This window comes from Pantoea sp. Ap-967 (assembly GCF_011752565.1).
Classification (GTDB): domain Bacteria; phylum Pseudomonadota; class Gammaproteobacteria; order Pseudomonadales; family Pseudomonadaceae; genus Aquipseudomonas.
This window is the reverse complement of record NZ_VWXK01000034.1, coordinates 23,814-41,122: the sequence shown is the minus strand read 5'-3', so window position 1 is coordinate 41,122 and position 17,309 is coordinate 23,814. Positions and strand designations below refer to the sequence as shown.

17 protein-coding genes are annotated in these 17,309 nt (G+C 65.4%); 6 read left to right on the top strand and 11 right to left on the bottom strand.

Annotated elements, in window-relative coordinates; genetic code table 11:
- Positions 1-104 precede the first annotated feature (104 nt).
- The 3 genes from F3J45_RS25415 to F3J45_RS25405 form a co-directional block, all read right to left on the bottom strand.
- Positions 105-1,082, bottom strand: a complete 978-nt coding sequence (locus F3J45_RS25415; protein ID WP_167069632.1) for a L,D-transpeptidase family protein — start codon at positions 1,080-1,082, stop codon at positions 105-107.
- Positions 1,083-1,210: 128 nt separating this feature from the next.
- On the bottom strand, positions 1,211-1,492 hold the full coding sequence (locus F3J45_RS25410; RefSeq protein ID WP_167069630.1) for a hypothetical protein: 282 nt from the start codon (positions 1,490-1,492) through the stop codon (positions 1,211-1,213).
- Between the two features lie 58 nt (positions 1,493-1,550).
- Positions 1,551-2,156: an arylesterase gene (locus F3J45_RS25405; protein ID WP_167069628.1), complete on the bottom strand. Its 606-nt coding sequence runs from the start codon at positions 2,154-2,156 to the stop codon at positions 1,551-1,553.
- A gap of 10 nt (positions 2,157-2,166) precedes the next feature.
- Here F3J45_RS25405 and F3J45_RS25400 point away from each other — a divergent pair, with 10 nt between their 5' ends.
- Both F3J45_RS25400 and F3J45_RS25395 read left to right on the top strand, forming a co-directional pair.
- Positions 2,167-2,850: an ABC transporter ATP-binding protein gene (locus tag F3J45_RS25400; RefSeq protein ID WP_167069626.1), complete on the top strand. Its 684-nt coding sequence runs from the start codon at positions 2,167-2,169 to the stop codon at positions 2,848-2,850.
- On the top strand, positions 2,850-5,357 hold the full coding sequence (locus tag F3J45_RS25395) for an ABC transporter permease (protein ID WP_167069624.1): 2,508 nt from the start codon (positions 2,850-2,852) through the stop codon (positions 5,355-5,357). Before F3J45_RS25400 ends, F3J45_RS25395 begins: the two co-directional genes overlap by 1 nt.
- A gap of 352 nt (positions 5,358-5,709) precedes the next feature.
- On the opposite strand, the gene greB is transcribed toward F3J45_RS25395, so the two are convergent.
- The 4 genes from greB to F3J45_RS25375 all read right to left on the bottom strand — a co-directional run bounded on the left by greB (position 5,710) and on the right by F3J45_RS25375 (position 8,689).
- Positions 5,710-6,183 carry a transcription elongation factor GreB gene (gene greB, locus F3J45_RS25390; RefSeq protein WP_167069622.1) on the bottom strand — a complete coding sequence of 158 codons (474 nt, stop codon included), beginning with the start codon at positions 6,181-6,183 and terminating at the stop codon, positions 5,710-5,712.
- Positions 6,184-6,194: 11 nt separating this feature from the next.
- Positions 6,195-6,503: a hypothetical protein gene (locus F3J45_RS25385; protein WP_167069620.1), complete on the bottom strand. Its 309-nt coding sequence runs from the start codon at positions 6,501-6,503 to the stop codon at positions 6,195-6,197.
- A gap of 231 nt (positions 6,504-6,734) precedes the next feature.
- Positions 6,735-7,169 carry a DoxX family protein gene (locus F3J45_RS25380; protein WP_167069618.1) on the bottom strand — a complete coding sequence of 145 codons (435 nt, stop codon included), beginning with the start codon at positions 7,167-7,169 and terminating at the stop codon, positions 6,735-6,737.
- Positions 7,170-7,282: 113 nt separating this feature from the next.
- A complete protein-coding gene (locus tag F3J45_RS25375) occupies positions 7,283-8,689 on the bottom strand; it encodes a transglycosylase SLT domain-containing protein (protein ID WP_167069616.1) in 1,407 nt (468 codons plus the stop codon).
- A 164-nt stretch (positions 8,690-8,853) separates the two neighbouring features.
- Between F3J45_RS25375 and F3J45_RS25370 the strand changes: the two genes are divergently transcribed.
- The 3 genes from F3J45_RS25370 (at position 8,854) to F3J45_RS25360 (ending at position 11,656) form a co-directional block, all read left to right on the top strand.
- Positions 8,854-9,645 (top strand): TatD family hydrolase, encoded by a 792-nt coding sequence (locus tag F3J45_RS25370; protein WP_205300677.1) that lies wholly within the window; start codon positions 8,854-8,856, stop codon positions 9,643-9,645.
- A gap of 88 nt (positions 9,646-9,733) precedes the next feature.
- Entirely contained in the window at positions 9,734-11,212 is a 1,479-nt protein-coding gene (locus F3J45_RS25365) for a methyl-accepting chemotaxis protein (protein WP_167069612.1), read from the top strand.
- A 75-nt stretch (positions 11,213-11,287) separates the two neighbouring features.
- On the top strand, positions 11,288-11,656 hold the full coding sequence (locus F3J45_RS25360; RefSeq protein WP_167069610.1) for an Mpo1-like protein: 369 nt from the start codon (positions 11,288-11,290) through the stop codon (positions 11,654-11,656).
- 142 nt (positions 11,657-11,798) lie between these two features.
- On the opposite strand, the gene F3J45_RS25355 is transcribed toward F3J45_RS25360, so the two are convergent.
- From F3J45_RS25355 to F3J45_RS25345, 3 genes are all read right to left on the bottom strand, one after another.
- Positions 11,799-12,596: an acyl-CoA thioesterase II gene (locus F3J45_RS25355; protein ID WP_167069608.1), complete on the bottom strand. Its 798-nt coding sequence runs from the start codon at positions 12,594-12,596 to the stop codon at positions 11,799-11,801.
- A gap of 77 nt (positions 12,597-12,673) precedes the next feature.
- Positions 12,674-13,453, bottom strand: coding sequence for a CHAD domain-containing protein (locus tag F3J45_RS25350; RefSeq protein ID WP_167069606.1), 780 nt, complete (start codon positions 13,451-13,453; stop codon positions 12,674-12,676).
- A gap of 14 nt (positions 13,454-13,467) precedes the next feature.
- Positions 13,468-13,746 carry a hypothetical protein gene (locus tag F3J45_RS25345; RefSeq protein ID WP_167069604.1) on the bottom strand — a complete coding sequence of 93 codons (279 nt, stop codon included), beginning with the start codon at positions 13,744-13,746 and terminating at the stop codon, positions 13,468-13,470.
- 176 nt (positions 13,747-13,922) lie between these two features.
- Here F3J45_RS25345 and F3J45_RS25340 point away from each other — a divergent pair, with 176 nt between their 5' ends.
- Complete coding sequence (locus tag F3J45_RS25340; protein WP_167069602.1) at positions 13,923-14,963, top strand: patatin-like phospholipase family protein; 1,041 nt, start codon at positions 13,923-13,925, stop codon at positions 14,961-14,963.
- A gap of 382 nt (positions 14,964-15,345) precedes the next feature.
- On the opposite strand, the gene F3J45_RS25335 is transcribed toward F3J45_RS25340, so the two are convergent.
- Complete coding sequence (locus tag F3J45_RS25335; RefSeq protein WP_167069600.1) at positions 15,346-17,217, bottom strand: SurA N-terminal domain-containing protein; 1,872 nt, start codon at positions 17,215-17,217, stop codon at positions 15,346-15,348.
- Positions 17,218-17,309: the final 92 nt, after the last annotated feature.

Genomic DNA, 17,309 nt, shown 5'->3' with positions numbered 1-17,309 from the left:
GTGGGTCGGCTTTTTTATTGCCTGCCGAAAAGCCTTGGTCCACACACGACGAAGCCCGCCCAGGCGGTTCGCCTGAGCGGGCTCCAGGTGTGTCGCAGAACGCCTTACTGCAGTTCGGCAGGAATGCTCGACACGGTAGTTTCGGCACCCGGATTATTGACCGGTACGGCAATTTCCACAGGCATGCCGTCTTCGGCGGCCACCACGTCACGCACCATGTCCCAGTTCATGCGCAGGTTGTTGGCGAGGTCTTCACGCTTGAGCAAGGCATTGATAACGGCAGTGTGCTTATCGACTACCGACGGGTTGCCTTGGTCGTCCAGCGGCGTATGCGCCTCCAGGTAAACCTTGCCGCCACTGATACCGAACTTGTACGGCTCGTTCATGATGCGTACCGGGGTACCGACCGGCACCAGTTTCGACAACTCCAGCACGTTGTTGTTAAGCATGCGGAAGCAACCATGGCTGGTGCGCATGCCAATGCCGAACTTCTTGTTCGACCCGTGGATGAGGTAGCCCGGCACGCCCAGGGTGAACTTGAACGGGCCCAGCGGGTTGTCGGGACCCGCGGGCACCACGGCCGGGAGGATGTCGCCATCGGCGGCGTGCTCGGCGCGAATGGAAGCCGGCGGCGTCCAGGTGGGGTTCGGCGTCTTGGCGGTGATCTTGGTGTTGGCGATGGGCGAACCCCAACCTTCACGGCCAATGCCCAGCGGGAAGGTGTACACCACGTTCTGCCCTTTCGGGTAGTAGTACAGGCGGTACTCGGCCAGGTTGATCACCACGCCTTCACGCGGCCCCGGTGGCAGGATGTAGCGGGTGGGCAGGATGATCTCGGTGCCCGCGCCCGGCAACCAGGGGTCGACGCCGGGGTTGGCGGCGATCATTTCCAGGTAGCCCAGGTCGTTGGCAGTGCCGATGTCGGCGAAGGTGTCTTCGTACTTGGCCTTGATCGTGTGAACCTGGCCGACGACGTCTTCACCAGGAGGGGGCAGCGGCAGCTCCAGCGCAACGGCGGGGCCTGCTGCCAGCATGGCGGCCAGGGTCAGGCAACGGGTGACGGCGGGAAAGCGCGGCAACATCCGGTAAATCCTTCGAAAGGTGGGACAAGAGGCACGATTGTACACCCGCCTCGCTGCCAGCGGGAGGCATTGGCGGTTTCCATGCGTTTCAGATGATGAAAGGTGAGCGTAGTTCCGCGCCAGGCGCGTTACAGCTCCGGCCAGACCGGCCGCATGCCGCGGCGCTGGGCATCGAGGATCGCCCGGCACAGGTCGCACAGGCGCTCGTCGCGGTAGATGGCACGCGCAACCCCCGACCAGCGCGGCTGCGCCGGCAACAAGCCGCCACACAGGGTACGGTCGACCGGCACGCCCAATTCGAGCTGACGGGCGACCAGGTGAACGCGAATTTCCTGGCAGGCGAACAGGTCGAGCTGTTCATCGGGCTCGATCAATTGGTAGGCATGCAAGGACCAGGCAGGGCGCGGCATCGGGGGCACTCGAAACGGGGGGCGCAACCTTAGCCGAAAGCTGCCCCCGTTTAAAGCGTCACAGCAAGGGTTTTATCGCCGGCCAGGCATTTTCCAACAAGCGCTGCTGGGCACCTTGGGCCGGGTGGATGCCATCGGCCTGCATCAGCGCTGGCACACCACCTACCCCCTCAAGGAAAAACGGCACCAACGGCACCTGTTTTTCCGCTGCCAGCTGTTCATACACCTGGGCAAAGGCAGTGGTGTAGCGCACCCCATAGTTGGGCGGCAGGTGCATGCCCAGCAGCAGCACCTTGGCACCGGCGCCGCGCGCACTCTCGATCATCGACGCAAGATTTTGTTGCAATTGCGCGGGGGGCTGGCCGCGCAGCCCATCGTTGCCGCCCAGCTCCAACACCACCAGGCTCGGCTTGTGCGCTGCAAGCAGCGCCGGCAGCCGGGCCTGGCCACCTGCACTGGTGTCACCACTGATCGAGGCATTGACGACCTGATCGTCGAAACCTTCGTCCTTGAGCCGGGTCTGCAACAGTGACACCCAGCCCTGACGGCTATCCAGGCCAAAACCGGCGCTGATACTATCGCCAACAACCAGCAACGTTCCCGCCGCCGCGCTCTGGGCCAGGCAATACAGGGCCAGGCCGGCACTCAACCACCACACTCGCATCGGATTCTCCATGGGCCCCAGCATTCTCGTTGCGCAGAACCTTAGCAAAGTGGTCCCCAGCGCGGAAGGTGACCTGACCATCCTGCACGCCCTTTCCCTCGACCTGGCCCAGGGCGACAGCCTGGCCATCGTCGGCGCCTCGGGCTCGGGCAAGTCGACCCTGCTCGGCCTGCTTGCCGGCCTCGACCGGCCCAGCGCCGGCCAGGTGATCCTGGCCGGGCACGACCTCGGCCCGCTGGACGAGGACCAACGGGCGCGGGTGCGCGCCGAGCATGTGGGTTTCGTATTCCAGTCATTTCAGTTGCTCGACAGCCTCAATGCCCTGGAAAACGTGATGCTGCCGCTGGAGCTCGATGGCCGCCGCGACGCCCGTGAGCAGGCCCGCACCCTGCTGGAGCGCGTGGGCCTCGGCAAGCGCCTGGCCCACACGCCGCGCCAGTTGTCCGGCGGCGAGCAGCAGCGGGTGGCCATTGCCCGCGCCTTTGCCGCACAACCGGCGGTGCTGTTCGCCGACGAACCCACCGGCAACCTCGACAGCCACACCGGCGAACGCATCAGCGACCTGTTGTTCGAGCTGAACAAGGAGCGCGGCACCACCCTGGTGCTGGTCACCCACGACGAACGCCTGGCCCGGCGCTGCCGCCGGCACATCCGCCTGGACGCAGGGCGCCTGGTGGCGCCGGTGGAGGCCTGATGACCCACATGCCGCTGTCCCGCCTGTGCGGCCTGGCGCTGCGCCAGCTGCTGCGCGACATCCGCGCCAGCGAAGTGCGCGTGCTGTTCTTCGCGCTGCTGGTGGCGGTTGCCGCCAGCACCGCCATCGGCTACTTCGGCGCCCGCCTCAATGGCGCCATGCAGCTGCGCGCCAGCGAGTTCCTGGGGGCCGACCTGGTACTGCAAGGTAGCGCGCCCGCCCGCGACGAGCAGGTCAGTGCAGGCCTGGCCCTGGGCCTGCGCCATGCCCAGGTGGTGGAATTCACCAGCGTGGTAGGCGGTGACAGCGGCATCCAGCTGTCGAGCATCAAGGCCGCCGACAGCGCCTACCCGTTGCGCGGCCAGGTGCGCAGCGCCCCTGCCCCGTATGGGCAGGAAACGCCCGGCGGTGGCCCGGCGCCGGGGGAAGCCTGGGTCGAGCCCCGCCTGCTGGCCGCCCTTGGCCTGAAGGTTGGCGACAACATCGACGTCGGCATGAAAACCCTGCGCATGAGCCGCGTACTGACCTACGAGCCCGACCGCGCCAACAACTTCTACAGCCTGACCCCCCGGGTGATGATGAACCTGGCCGACCTGCCCGCCACCGGTGTCATCCAGCCCGGCAGCCGGGTCAGCTACCGCGACCTGTGGCGTGGCGATGCCCAGCCGCTTACCCGCTACCGCCAGGGCCTGGAGGGCAAGCTTGCGGCCAACCAGCGCCTGCTCGACACCCGCGACGGCAACCGGCAGATCGGCGGTGCCCTGGGCAAGGCCGAGCGTTACCTGAACATGGCAAGCCTGGTGGCCGTACTGCTGGCCGGGGTGGCGGTGGCCCTGTCGGCCAGCCGTTACGCCGCGCGCCGCCTGGATGCCAGTGCCCTGCTGCGCTGCCTGGGCCTGTCACGGCACCAGGCACTGGGCCTGTACTGCCTGCAGCTGGCCATGCTCGGCGTGGTCGCCGCCGTGGCGGGCGCCCTGCTTGGCTGGTTGGCGCAACTGGGCCTGTTCCGCCTGCTGCAAGGGTTACTGCCCAGCGAAGTACCCGCCGGCGGCCTGCTCCCTGCGCTGGCCGGAATGGCCACCGGGCTGGTCGCCCTGGCCGGTTTCGCCTTGCCGCCGCTGGCCGCCTTGGGCCAAGTGCCGCCGCTGCGGGTACTGCGCCGCGACCTGCTGCCGGTGCCACCGAGCAGTTGGCTGGTGTATGGCGCCGCCCTGTTTGCCCTGGGCCTGATCATGTGGCGCCTGAGCCTGGACCTGCTGCTGACGTTCGCCCTGCTCGGCGGCGGCCTGGTGGCTGCGCTGGTGCTCGGTGGCCTGCTGCTGCTTGGCCTGCAGAGCCTGCGCAAGGCGCTGGCCGGCGCGCCGCTCACCTGGCGCCTGGGCCTCGGCCAACTGCTGCGCCATCCCACCGCCGCCGCCGGGCAAGCCCTGGCGTTCGGCCTGATCCTGCTGGCCATGGCCCTGGTCGCCTTGCTGCGCGCAGAACTGCTCGACACCTGGCAGGCACAGTTGCCCAAGGACGCGCCCAACCACTTCGCCCTGAACATCCTGCCCGATGACCGCGAACCCTTCGCCCAGCACCTGCGCGAGGTGAATGCCAGTTCGGCGCCGCTGTATCCCGTTACACCCGGCCGGCTGACGCAGATCAACGGCGAACCCGTGCAGCAGTTGGTGAGCAAGGATTCGGCAGGCGAACGTGCGGTGCAGCGCGACCTGAGCCTGACCTGGGCCGCCGACCTGCCCGAGGGCAACAGCATCACTGCCGGCAGCTGGTGGCAGGCACTGCCGGGGGCCGAGGACATTCCCGGCGTTTCGGTGGAGGCGCAACTGGCCGACAGCCTTAAGCTGCAACTGGGCGACCTGCTGACCTTCGACATCGGTGGCGAGCAGCGCCAGGCCAAGGTCAGCAGCCTGCGCAGCGTGCACTGGGACAGCTTCCAGCCGAATTTCTACATGATCTTCCAACCCGGCACCCTGCAGGGGTTGCCGACCACCTACCTGACCAGCTTCTACCTGGCGCCGGGCCATGACCTTGATGTGGTGGCGCTGTCCAGGGCGTTCCCGGCCGTGACCATCCTGCAGGTGGATGCCCTGCTCGACCAGTTGCGCAGCATCCTCGCCCAGGTCACCCTGGCGGTGGAGTACGTGCTGCTGTTCGTGTTGGCAGCGGGGCTTGCGGTGTTGTTTGCCGGCTTGCAGGCAACGCTGGATGAGCGCATTCGCCAAGGCGCCCTGTTGCGCGCCTTGGGCGCGGCGCGGCCCTTGCTGGTGCGGGCGCGGCGGATCGAGTTCGGCTTGCTGGGAGCTGCCAGTGGCGCGTTGGCGGCATTGGGCTGCGAGCTGATTACCCTGGTGTTGTACCGCTATGGCTTCGACCTGCAGTGGAGCCCGCACCCGTGGTTGCTGGTATTGCCGCTGGTGGGTGCGCTGCTGGTGGGCGGGGCTGGGGTGCTGGGCACCCGGCGGGCGTTGAATGCCAGCCCGTTGGCGGTGTTGCGCGAAAGTTGAGGGTTTGCGCCGACCTGGTAGGCGCGAGCGTAGCTCGCGATGGGGCGCGCAGCGGCCCAGGCTTTCAGCTTCGCGGCTCATCACGCCGGGGCTGCTTTACAGCCCATCGCGAGCTGCGCTCGCTCCTACCGGGCTCACCGTCAACGGTGGGAACGCGATTTCCTGTGGGCATAGTGTCGCCAAGAGGCCCGGAGTTGAGGTTACCGACATAGGCCGCGCCGACCTGGTAGGAGCGAGCGTAGCTCGCGATGGGGCGCGCAGCGGCCCCAGGTATTCAGCTCACCGTCAACGGCGGGAACGCAATTTCCTGTAGGCCTAGTATCGCGAAGAGGCCGGCACTGGCAACACACACTCACTGGCCATAATGAATGCTGTTCACGTACCAGGTCGCTTCCCCGGTCGGTGTGCGCACCAGCACCTCGTCGCCCTCTTCTTTCTTGAGCAAGGCCCGCGCCATGGGCGAGTCGATCGAGATGTAGTCGTTACGCCCATAGATCTCGTCATACCCGACGATGCGAAACTTCAACGTCTCGCCCTCGTCATTCTCGATCTCGACCCAGGCCCCGAAAAACACCTTGCCTTCCTGTTGCGGCAAATAGGCCACCACCTTCACGTCCTCAAGGCGCTTGCGCAGGTAGCGGACCCGGCGGTCGATCTCGCGCAGCAACTTCTTGTTGTACTGGTAGTCGGCGTTCTCACTGCGGTCGCCCAGCGACGCGGCCCAGGTGACCTTCTGGGTAATTTCCGGGCGGTACACCCGCCACAGGTGGTCCAGCTCCTTCTTCAGGGCTTCGTGGCCTTCCTGGGTGATGATGTTGGTGCTCAACGGCGCGCTCCTCAGCGTCGGGTAATCAGGCCCTGGCGTGCGATGCGGGTCAGCTGGCCAATCACCCGCGCCGCATCTTCCCGCGCGGGCGCCTGGATGACGGCCAGGTCGAAACGGTCATTGGCGTAGGGTTCAAGGTGGCAGCCGGCTTCGGCGAACTGGATCAGAAAGGCGCGGGCCTGGCCTTTGCGGCGCGACAAGCCTTCAAGATGGCGCAGGAGCGTGGGCTGATGCTGGCCACCGAGCAGGATGCGCGGTGTGCGGGAGGCCTGGCTGGCAGGCAATGGGCTCAAGCAGACACTGGTACGTGGGCAACTCATGGAGGTTTTCTCCGCCTCGCGAATCCCGCTGGGCAGCGGTGGGAGGCGTCACCGAACCAGCGCTTTAGCGGTATTTCGGAGGGCACACGATCGGAGCCGTCCCGCGCCCCGCAAGTAGCTGTTTAAATCGGCGCAGGCGGTATGCTAGAGCGACACGCCGCAAGCTGCAAGCCCCAAGCTGAAAGTGATCGGCTTGAGGCTTGCAGCTTGCGACGTGCAGCTTGTTGCTGCTCAGCGAGCGATCAAGCGGTCGAGGGAGAAGCGCCCGGCGCCTTCGATCATCACCGCGACGGTGCCCGCCAGCAGGGCCAGGGCGAACTCATAGCCATTGTTGGACATGAACAGGCCGTTATGGATGTGCACCGAGAAGATCGCAACCACCAGCGTCACGCTCAATGCCAGGGCCGCCGGGCGGGCCAGCAGGCCGATCACCAGGGCCAGGCCGCCGAAGAACTCGGCGCTGCCGGACAACAGCGCCATCAGGTAGCCCGGTGCCAGGCCGATGCTTTCCATCCACTGGCCGGTGCCTTCCAGGCCGTAGCCGCCGAATAGGCCAAAGAGCTTCTGGGCACCGTGGGCCATGAAGATCACGCCCACCAGGATACGTATCACGCTGAGGCCGCTGCCGGCGCGGGTGGAAAGGATGTTGGAGATTGCGTTGTTCATGGGGAAGCGTCCTTGAAACTGAGAAGTTGTGTTGGGATGGGCGCCATCATAATCAATCTGATAGATATGAAAATCGCAAAAAACCCAACATAACAATCGACAAAATCGATTTGTCAGCGTTTGGCCACACGCTCCAGTGCCGTGCGTTCACGGTTGAACGCCAAAAAGTACTTGTTGACGCTGTTGACGAAATTGACCGGCCCCATGCCGACCTGCTCCATGGCCACCCGCTCGGTCTGGAAGAACCACTGGTTGCCGTTGAGGCCGCGCTTGCGAGCCTCGGCGCGGATGGCCTGCACCCGCTCCGGGCCAAGGTTGTAGGCGGCCAGCACGAACGCCATGCGCTCACGCTCGTTGATCTGCGGGCTGGAGAAGAACTTGCGGCGAATCAGCGCCAGATAACGTGCGCTGGCCTGGACATTGCCCTCGACCGTGGCGGTGTTGCTCACCCCAACCCGCTGCGCCGCCGACGGGGTGATCTGCATCAGGCCGTGGGCGCCGCCACTGCCGCGCGCTGCAGGGTCCAGGGTGGACTCCTTGAACGCCAGCGCCGCCAGGTTGAGCCAGTCGATCTGCTGCGCCGCGCCATGCTTTTGCAGCACCGGGCGCAGCAAACTCAGGCGCTGGCGGTCCTTGTGCGCCAACGGGTTGTGCACGCGGTACTGGCGCCGGTAGATACGCTCGAAGGCGGCATCCTGGTTCTCCGGGGGCCGGTAGCCCTGCAGGAAACGGTCGACCGTGGCCAGCAGCATCGTCGCATCACGCCGCACATACCAGCGCATGGCCTGCGGCTGGCCCAGTTGCAGGCGGGTGTCCAGGCGCAGCTTGGGCATCACCCGGGCCCAGCGCTGGGCAATCGGCCGCTCCACCACGGTCAGTGGGTAGATGCCGGCCTGCACCATCTCCAGCACATCCTCCACCGCCAGGGTGGCATCGACCCACTCGATCTTGATGGGCGGGCGCTTGCGCAACGCCAGTTGCTGGTTGATCTGCTGGATCACCGCGCCCGCAGCACTGGCGCTGGTCAAGGCGATGGTGCGCCCAGACAGCTGCTCGACCCGGGTATAGCTGCGCCCGCCCTTTTGCCCCACCAGCAGCAACGGCACCCGGTCCAGCACCGGCGCGCTGCTGCTGACCGCACCCACCACGGCCGGGTCGAGCAATTCGCCGGGCGCGGCCAGGTCGCCCTCCCCACGCTGCAGGGCACCAAGCAACTGTTCCTTGGCCCGTGGAATGATCTTCAGGCGGATCTGCTGGCCGTCACCGGCGCGGGCGTTGAGGTAGTGTTCGAGGCCACGCAGGCGGTAGTACTCGATGCCCACCGGCTCCCCCTTGATCTCCCCGGAGCTGTTGCGGCTCTGGTTGACCAGCACCCGCAGCACCTTGCTGCTGCGGATCTGCTCCAGGTCACGGGCCTTGCTCGCCGGCATGGCCTGTTGCGGCCCTGGCAGGCGTGCAAAGGCCGGACCGACGGTCATCAGCCCAAGCATCAGCAGCAGGGTCGCCAGGTATCGCAGCATGCGGATTCGTGTCCGTGGTCGGTGGGCGGCAGCCATGGTGGGACGTGCATTTTCTCGAAAAGACCGTAAATGACCTCGGCAACCGGCTGAAGTTCTTGGTTTTTTCCGATTATCACGCTTTTTGCTATGCTGGCCGCCCCGCGGCACGAGGTAGCACCATGCAACTGATCGATATCGGCGTCAACCTGACCAACAGCAGTTTTCACGACCAACAGGCGGCCATCGTCGAGCGCGCCATCGAGGCTGGCGTGACGCAGATGGTGCTCACCGGCACCAGCCTTGCGGTCAGTGAACAGGCCCTTGAGTTGTGCCAACAACTCGACGGCGACGGCCAGCACCTGTTCGCCACCGCCGGGGTGCACCCCCACGATGCCACGTCCTGGGATGGCAATAGCGAGCGGCAATTGCGCCAGCTGCTGGCTGAAACCCGGGTACGCGCCGTGGGCGAATGCGGCCTGGACTTCAACCGCGACTTCTCCCCTCGCCCACTGCAGGAAAAAGCCCTGGAAGCGCAATTGGCCCTGGCCGCCGAACTGCGCCTGCCGGTGTTCCTGCACGAACGCGACGCCAGCCAGCGGCTGCTGGCCATCCTCAAGGAATACCGCGACCACCTGCCCGCCGCCGTGGTGCACTGCTTCACGGGCGAGCGCGAGGCACTGTTCGCCTACCTGGACATGGACCTGCACATCGGCATCACCGGCTGGATCTGCGACGAACGCCGCGGCACGCACCTGCACCCGCTGGTGGGCAACATCGCCGAAGGCCGGCTGATGCTGGAAAGCGATGCCCCCTACCTGCTGCCACGCAGCCTGCGGCCAAAACCGAAAAATGGTCGCAACGAGCCGGCGTTCCTCGGTGAAGTGCTGCGCGAAGTGGCCCTGCACCGTGGTGAAAGCCTGGAGCATTGCGCCGCCCACACCACCGCCACGGCAAAGGCCTTCTTCCAGTTAACTTGACCCATGTCATGACGGCTTCTCAAAGCAGCGGGCACAATGATGGCACCTTGCCAATACTGTTTCCGCTCAACTCAGAGAAGACCTACCCATGGGTGCCTGGCTTAGCAATATTTCCCTCAAGTACAAATTCTGGGCCGTCAATGCGGTGGCCTTCGTCACCACCCTGCTGCTGGTGCTGTATGCCGTGCACCTGGAGCAACGCGCCCGCATCGAGGCCGCCCAGGCCCAGGCGCAAGCCCAGGCCGAGCTGCTGGCGGCCTGGCCCGCCGGGCAAGCCCTGCCGCGCCAGGCCAACGTGATTGCCTGGCAACCCGGCCAAACGCCGACCTTTGCCGGCGAGCGCCTGGATGCACTGGGCAACGCCCAGGGCTGGGTCGAACTGCCCGCCAGTTCCCTGCTCGGCGACAACCCGTTGCACGGTGCCCAGGTGCTGCGCCACGGCGACCAGCAGGTGGCGGTACTGGCCCAGGCCCCGAGCCTGCGCCAAGTATTCCTCGAACGCTTCGGCAACTATGCGGTGTGCGTGCTGATCCTGATGCTGGCCATGCTCGGCGCCTCGCAACTGCTGATCCGCTTCCTGCTCAGCCAGCTCAATACCCTCAAGGATGTGATGCTGCACGTGGAGAAAACCGGCGACCTGTCGGCCCGCGTGCCCCTGGCCTGCGGCGACGAAGTCGGCCAGATGGCCGGCGCCTTCAACGCCATGCAGACCACCTACCACCGCGTGGTCAGCACGGTCGCCCACACCGCCGCGCAGCTCGACTCGGGCGCCGCGCGCCTGGCAGCCAGCATGAACGACGTGCGCCACGGCATGCTCGGCCAGCAGAGCGAAACCGACCAGGCCGCCACGGCCATCAACGAGATGACCGCCACGGTGCACCATATCGCCCAGCACGCCGGCGCCACCCGCGACCTGTCGCAGACAGCCGACACCCTGGCCGGTAGCGGCCAGCACGTGGTCAGCCGCGTGCAGGACTCGATCGCCGGGCTGTCCAGCGGCGTGCAGCAAACCGCCGAAATGATTCGCCAGCTGGCCGAGGACAGCCAGAAGATCAACGGTGTGGTGGGGGTCATCCACAGCATCGCCGAGCAAACCAACCTGCTGGCCCTCAACGCCGCCATCGAGGCGGCCCGTGCCGGCGACCTGGGCCGTGGCTTCGCCGTGGTGGCCGACGAGGTGCGTAACCTGGCCAAGCGCGTGCAAACCTCCACGGATGAAATCACCCACATGGTCGCCGACCTGCAGGCCGGCACCCGCGATGCCGTGGAGTTCATGCAGGAGAGCTCGTACAAGGCCGACGATTGTGTCAAGCAGGCCCAGGAAGCGGGCGCCGCCCTGGCCGAGATCACCGATGCGGTGGCGCAGATGCGCGAGAGCAACACGCAGATCGCCGTGGCCGCCGAGCAGCAAAGCCAGGTGGCCGAGGAAATGAACCGCGCAGTGGTGAGCATCCGCGACGTCACCGAAGACACCGTGCAGCAAACCGTCGGCTCGGCCACCACCAGCAGCGAGCTGGCGACCTTGGCCGGCGAGCTAAACAAGGTGATAGGCCAGCTGAAGCTATAGTCACCATAGCCAGCCTCGATTGGCCCCATCCCCGGGGCCGCACTAAGCTTTGGGCATGACTGCGAGGAATTGCCCATGAGCAAACGTCTGCCCAACCTGCACGCCTGGCAATGGCGTGGCTACCATCACAACCATCGTCACCCGACCAACCTGGTGCTGCACCTGATTGCCGTGCCGCTGTTCATCCTCGGCGCGCTGTTGGTGTTGTCGGGCCTGTTCGGCCTGGACCTGGGGCAGTTAGCGGTGGGCGTCATCGCCCTGATTGCCGGGCTCGGCCTGCAGCGCCATGGGCACCGCCTGGAGGCTGAACAGCCGGAACCGTTCGCCAACCGCAAGGATGCCGTGCAGCGGCTTTTGACCGAACAGTTCATCACCTTTCCGCGCTTCTTGTTGAGCGGGTCGTGGTGGAAGGCCTGGCGGGAACGGCACAGGCATCGTCACTGAACGCTGGAGATGCTTAGGCGGAAAAATCACCACTAGCTGATTTACAAATCCCTGTAGGAGCGGGCTTGACCCGCGAAGCAGGCAGCGCAGTGCATGGCACCGGCTTCGCCGGTGTTCGCGGGGCAAGCCCGCTCCTACACAGCTAGGCAAACACCGTCACAGTCTGCCGGCTCAGCGCCAGCAATTCCCCCTCCGCCGTCCACAGCGAAGCCGCAGCATGGCCATAGCCATCACGGGCATGCTCGGTTTCCACGCAATACCGGCACCAGTCCACCGTCGTCAGCGGCGCCACCGGCTGGATGAACTCGATGGTCCAGGTCAGGGTACTGCCTGCAGCAGGCTGCTTGAGAAACGGCATCAGGCTCGGCGGCCAGGCATCGACCAAGGCCAGCAGGTGCGCCTCGTTGACCTGCACCTGGGCCACATCCCGCAAGCGCACCCAACCGCCCATCCGGCGCGATGCATTGCCACTGAACGGCAACCCGCCCACCGCCCAGCGCAACGCCACATGGCGCATGAATTCCGGGGTAACGCCGGGAATATGAGGCAACTCAGGGGCGGCGTCTTCAAGCGCCTTCATTTCCATGGCCGGCAAGGCTGGCACCTGCACCACCGAAGGCCGGCCCGCCCCGAAGTTGCCCTGCACCAGGGTCACCACCTGGCCATCCTGCACGGCACGCCCGAGCAGCGTGCTCACCGCTTTGCCCTCGCGCAGCACCTCGACCTCGAAGCGGGTCGGCACATCGGCGGCGGCCGGGGCAACGAAGCTGATGGCCAGGGAGCGCACCGGGCGGTCGTCAGTGAGTTTGAGGCGCATGGCCTCCAAGGCCATGGCGGCCATCAGGCCACCAAAGGCCGCACGCCCCTGGGCCCAATCTGGCGGAATGCTGACTGCCTCGGGGTTGGCCCGCACGGCGTCGAGCAGTTGATCGAAATTCATGGGCCAGCTCCTGCGGGCAGCGATGGGTGTTTGCCCATACTAGCCAGCAAAGCAACACCGATCAGCCCGCATATCGGTCATTTGCCGGGCTGGCGATGCGCCAGCGCCGCCTGTAACGCCTCCAACGTGGCGTCGGACTGGCGCTCAGCCTCATGCAGCTCCTGCTCCCAGTCGACCTTGCAGGGCGCAAGGTCGGCATGATCGCGTGCCTGCAGCAGCCATTGCAGGCGGTCGTGCCAATGGCCCAGGTCAGCCTGGGCCGCCTTCAGCAGGCGCCGCAACGGCTTGCCGGCATGGTCGAGCTGCGGGTACTCCTCGTCGCCATAGCGCGCCCGCTTGATCAGCAGGCGCAGGCGGTGGCGGTCATGCGCGGGGTCCTTGAGGGCTTCACCCAGCTTGGCCCACTGCTTGACCAGGCGCTTGTCGATGCGCTTCTCCAGCGACCTGGCCAACCCTTCGCGATCTGCCGCACGCAAAAACAACGGAAAGGCATCGACGATCGCCAGCACCCGGGTCAGTTGCGGGCTGGCAGCTACACTGGCGAAGGTGCCCGCACGCCCCTGCAGGCGACGCTGCCCGGCCTCTGCCTGGCCACGAGCAAGCAACTCCGCCGCCAGCACCTCGCGGTCGCGCAACGGCGTGGTCAGGGTGCCCAGCGACTGGGCGGCATGCTCCAGTTGCTCCACCCCCGGCAAGCCACGCAAAGGCCGCAACAGGCTGCGCAAACGCCGCAGGCTGATGCGCAGGTCATGCAGCGCCTCACTGTCGGTATCGGCCGCCAAACGTTCGCGACAGGCCAACAGGCGCACCTGCAGGGTCAGCAACTGGGCAACCACATGATCGAGCATGGCAGACATAGGGTGCCCTCTGGTCAACGGCCTGCGCGGGATTCACGAATGTAGAAACGGGCCTTCTCAGACTTGCGGGTGCAACCCTCGTAGCCTTCGAACTGCTGCTGGGTCTTGGCCCCGGTCAGCAGCGACAGCGCCTTGGAATAGCTGACGGTGCCGGCGAAGCCTTCGGCCTTGGCCAGGTCCAGCTCCTTCCAGGCAGCGTCCAGCTGGGAGGCGCAGCTGTCACGGTAGGCCGTCTTGCCCGCGCAACCAGCCAGCGCCAGGGCAATCAGAGGAAGGCAGATCCAGGCTTTCATGGGTGTTACCTCAAAAGAGTGAAGAGTGGCTGTTCGACGCATTGGCCAAGCAAAAGTGCCGCGCCTGAAAAGCTTTGCGCAGATGCTCTCAGCTTAGTTCAGCGCGGTCTACATTGAAGCACAGGCGGCCATGGGTGCATTGTAGGAAGAGGGTTACATCAGCCGGGGGAACATTCATGAGCAAACGCGTGGCACTGGTGTTGGGATCGGGGGGAGCGCGCGGCTATGCCCACATCGGCGTGATCGAGGAAATCGAGCGGCGCGGGTATGACATAGCCTGCGTGGCGGGCTGCTCGATGGGGGCGGTGATTGGCGGGATCTACGCCGCGGGCAAGCTCGCCGACTACCGCAACTGGATCGAGAGCCTGGACTACCTGGACGTGTTGCGCCTGGTCGATGTGAGCTTTCGCCTCGGCGCCATCCGCGGCGACAAGGTGTTCGGGCAAATCCGCAAGATCGTTGGCGACATGAACATCGAGCAACTGCGTATCCCCTACACGGCGGTGGCAACGGACCTGACCAACCAGCAGGAGATCTGGTTCCAGGAAGGCTGCCTGCACCAGGCCATGCGTGCCTCAGCGGCCATTCCCAGCCTGTTCACCCCGGTGATGCAGGGCAACAGGATGCTGGTCGACGGCGGTATTCTCAACCCGTTGCCGATCGTGCCGGTGGTGTCGAGCCACTGCGACCTGATTATCGCGGTCAACCTCAACGCCACCAACCAGAAGCAATACCAGTTGCCGGTGATCGAGCGCCCGGCAGCCTTCAAGATGCGCTTCGATGCCCTGCTCAGCTCGCTGGGCTCGCGCCTGCCGTTTCGCCGCAAGCCCGCCGAGGAGCTGGTGCGTATCGAACAGGAAATCGTCGCCGAGGCCCTGGCGCCGCCCAACCCGTGGCTGGCCGACGCGGCCAGCCCCGAGAGCCAGCAACCGGCTGCAGCGCCGGAACGTGAAGGGGCACCGAAGTCGGCCACCGGCTCGTTCATCATCGACAACGTGGGGCCGGCGTCGCTGCTGGACCTGATCAACCAGAGCTTCGAGGTGATGCAGACGTCGTTGGCGCAGTACAAGATCGCCGGGTATCCGCCGGATGTGCTGATCAACGTGCCGAAGCGGGTGTGCCGGTTCTTCGAGTTCTACAAGGCGCCGGAGTTGATCGCCTTGGGGCGGGAAATTGCGCGGGATACGCTGGACAACTATGAGGGCGTGAAGCGCTAGCCTGGGTGGGCCTATTCGCGGGCAAGCCCGCCCTCATGGAACAAAACATAACTATCTGATTTAACCGACAATCCTGTAGGAGCGAGCGCAGCTCGCGATGGGCTGCAAAGCAGCCCCAGCACTATGAGCCGCGAGGCTGAAACCCTGGGGCCGCTGCGCGCGCCATCGCGAGCTGCGCTCGCTCCTACCGGGGGCGGCGCTGGCCTGGAGATGGGCGCTTGATCGGCAGCCCAGGGTTGTGGTGTAGGTCAAGCGCCGGTGTTCGCGTGTCGCATTGTCGGGCACCCTGCGCGACAGCGCAGCCCGCGAGGGCTGGGTTATCTCCTGCAACACAAATGAAACAGGCCGCACAAGGCGGCCTGTTTCGTCATGCACCCATCACTCAGTAGCGGGTGATGTCGGCACTGCCTTCGAGCTGCTTGCGGTACGCCGCAAAGTCCTGCTGGCCGGCACGCGAGGCGAGGTAGCGGCGGATCTGCTGCTTCTCGTCATCGCTGGCCGCGGCACCTTCGTTCACGCCCTTGAGCTGCAGCACAACCAGGCTGCCATCGGCCAGGACCACGCTGCCGTATACCGGCTTGTCCTTGGCTTGCGGCTTGGCCAGGCGGAACAGCGCCTGCAGTTCGGCCGGGTCGATACCGTCCTGGCCACGGGTAGCCGCTTCGTGCGCCTGCCAGGTTTGCCCGTCGTGGGCACCGGCGGCGGCAATCGAACCATCACGCAGGCCAGCGATCAGCTTGTCCGCCTTGGCCTTGAGTTCGGCAGTTGCCTTCTCCTTGGCCAGGTGTTCGCTGATGTTCTTGGCCACGGTTTCCAGCGGCATCTGCTCAGGCTTGCGGTGTTCCTTGACGCGCAGCACCACGGTGGTTTCCGGGTCCAGCTCGATGGCGGTGCTGTTGGCACCTTCATCCAGCACTTCCTCGGAGAACGCCGCCTGGATCACGCCGCGGTTGGCGGTGATGCCCTCGCCGCCTTCACGGCCGAACGGCTTGGAGGTCTGCACCTTGAGGTTCAGGTCCTGGGCCGGCTGGGCCAGGTCGGAAGCCTCGTAGGCAGCGTCCTGCAGCTGTTTGGCGGCGTCGACGTAACGCTGCTCGACCAACGGGGTCTTCAGGTCACGGGTCAGCTTGTCTTTCAGGCTGGCGAAGCTCGGCACTTCCGGCGCCTGCTTGCCCAGCAGCTTGATCAGGTGGTAGCCGAACTCGGTACGCACCGGTGCCGACACCTGGCCATCGTTGAGCTTGTACAGGGCGCTTTCGAAGGCCGGGTCGTACACGCCCGGGCCTGCAAAGCCGAGGTCGCCGCCATTGCTGGCTGAACCTGGGTCCTGGGAGAACTCCTTGGCCAGCTTGGCGAAGTCTTCGCCCTTGGCCAGGCGTTGCTCGATCTCTTCGGCACGGGCCTTGGCCTGGGCGTCGGTGACCTTGTCGTTGACCTCGATGAGGATGTGCGCGGCGCGGCGCTGCTCGGCAAGGTTGGCGATGTCTTTCTCGTACTGCGCCTTGAGCTCGTCGTCGGTGACCTTGACCTGGTCGAAGAACGCCGATTTCTTCAGCTCGATGTAGTCGATAACCACCTGGTCAGGGGTCATGAACTCCTTGGCGTGCTGGTCGTAGTGAGCCTTCACCTCGTCATCGCTGATCTTGACCGCGGCCGGGTTGGCCTTGAAGGTCAGGGAAGCGAAGTCGCGGGTCTGGTTCTCCAGGCGTGCGAAGGCGTCCACCTGCTTGTCGGTAACGAAGCTGCTGCCGGCAATGCCGGTGCGCAGTTGGCCGATCAGCATTTCCTCGGCGAGCATGTCGCGGAATTGCATCCGGCCATAGCCCATCTGGCGAATGACCTGGTCGAAACGGTCAGCGCTGAACTTGCCGTCCACCTGGAATTCCGGGGTTTGCAGGATCACTTGATCCAGCGCAGCCTCGGAGAAGGCGAACTTGGCGTCCTGGGCACCTTCAAGCAGCAGCTTGCGATCGATAAGGCCCTTGAGGGCAGCATCGCGCAGCAGCTTTTCGTCCAGCAGCGCCGGGTCGAAGTCCTTGCCCAGCTGTTGCATGAGCTGACGGCGCTGCATGTCGGCGGCCTGGCCCAGCTCGTTCTGGCTGATGGTCTGGCCGTTCACCTTGGCCGCGTCCTGGCTATGGGTGGCAGCTTTGAAAATGGCATCGAAGCCGGTCAACGCCATCAACACGACGATAAGGCCGATGATGGTCTTGGCAATCCAACCTTGTGAATTGTCCCTGATATTTTGCAGCATGCGTCCCCCAGAAACGGTTGTACCACTGCGTCGACAACCGCGGAGCGTGGGTAGAATCCTGATAAAAGAAAGGCGCATCCGAGGATGCGCCT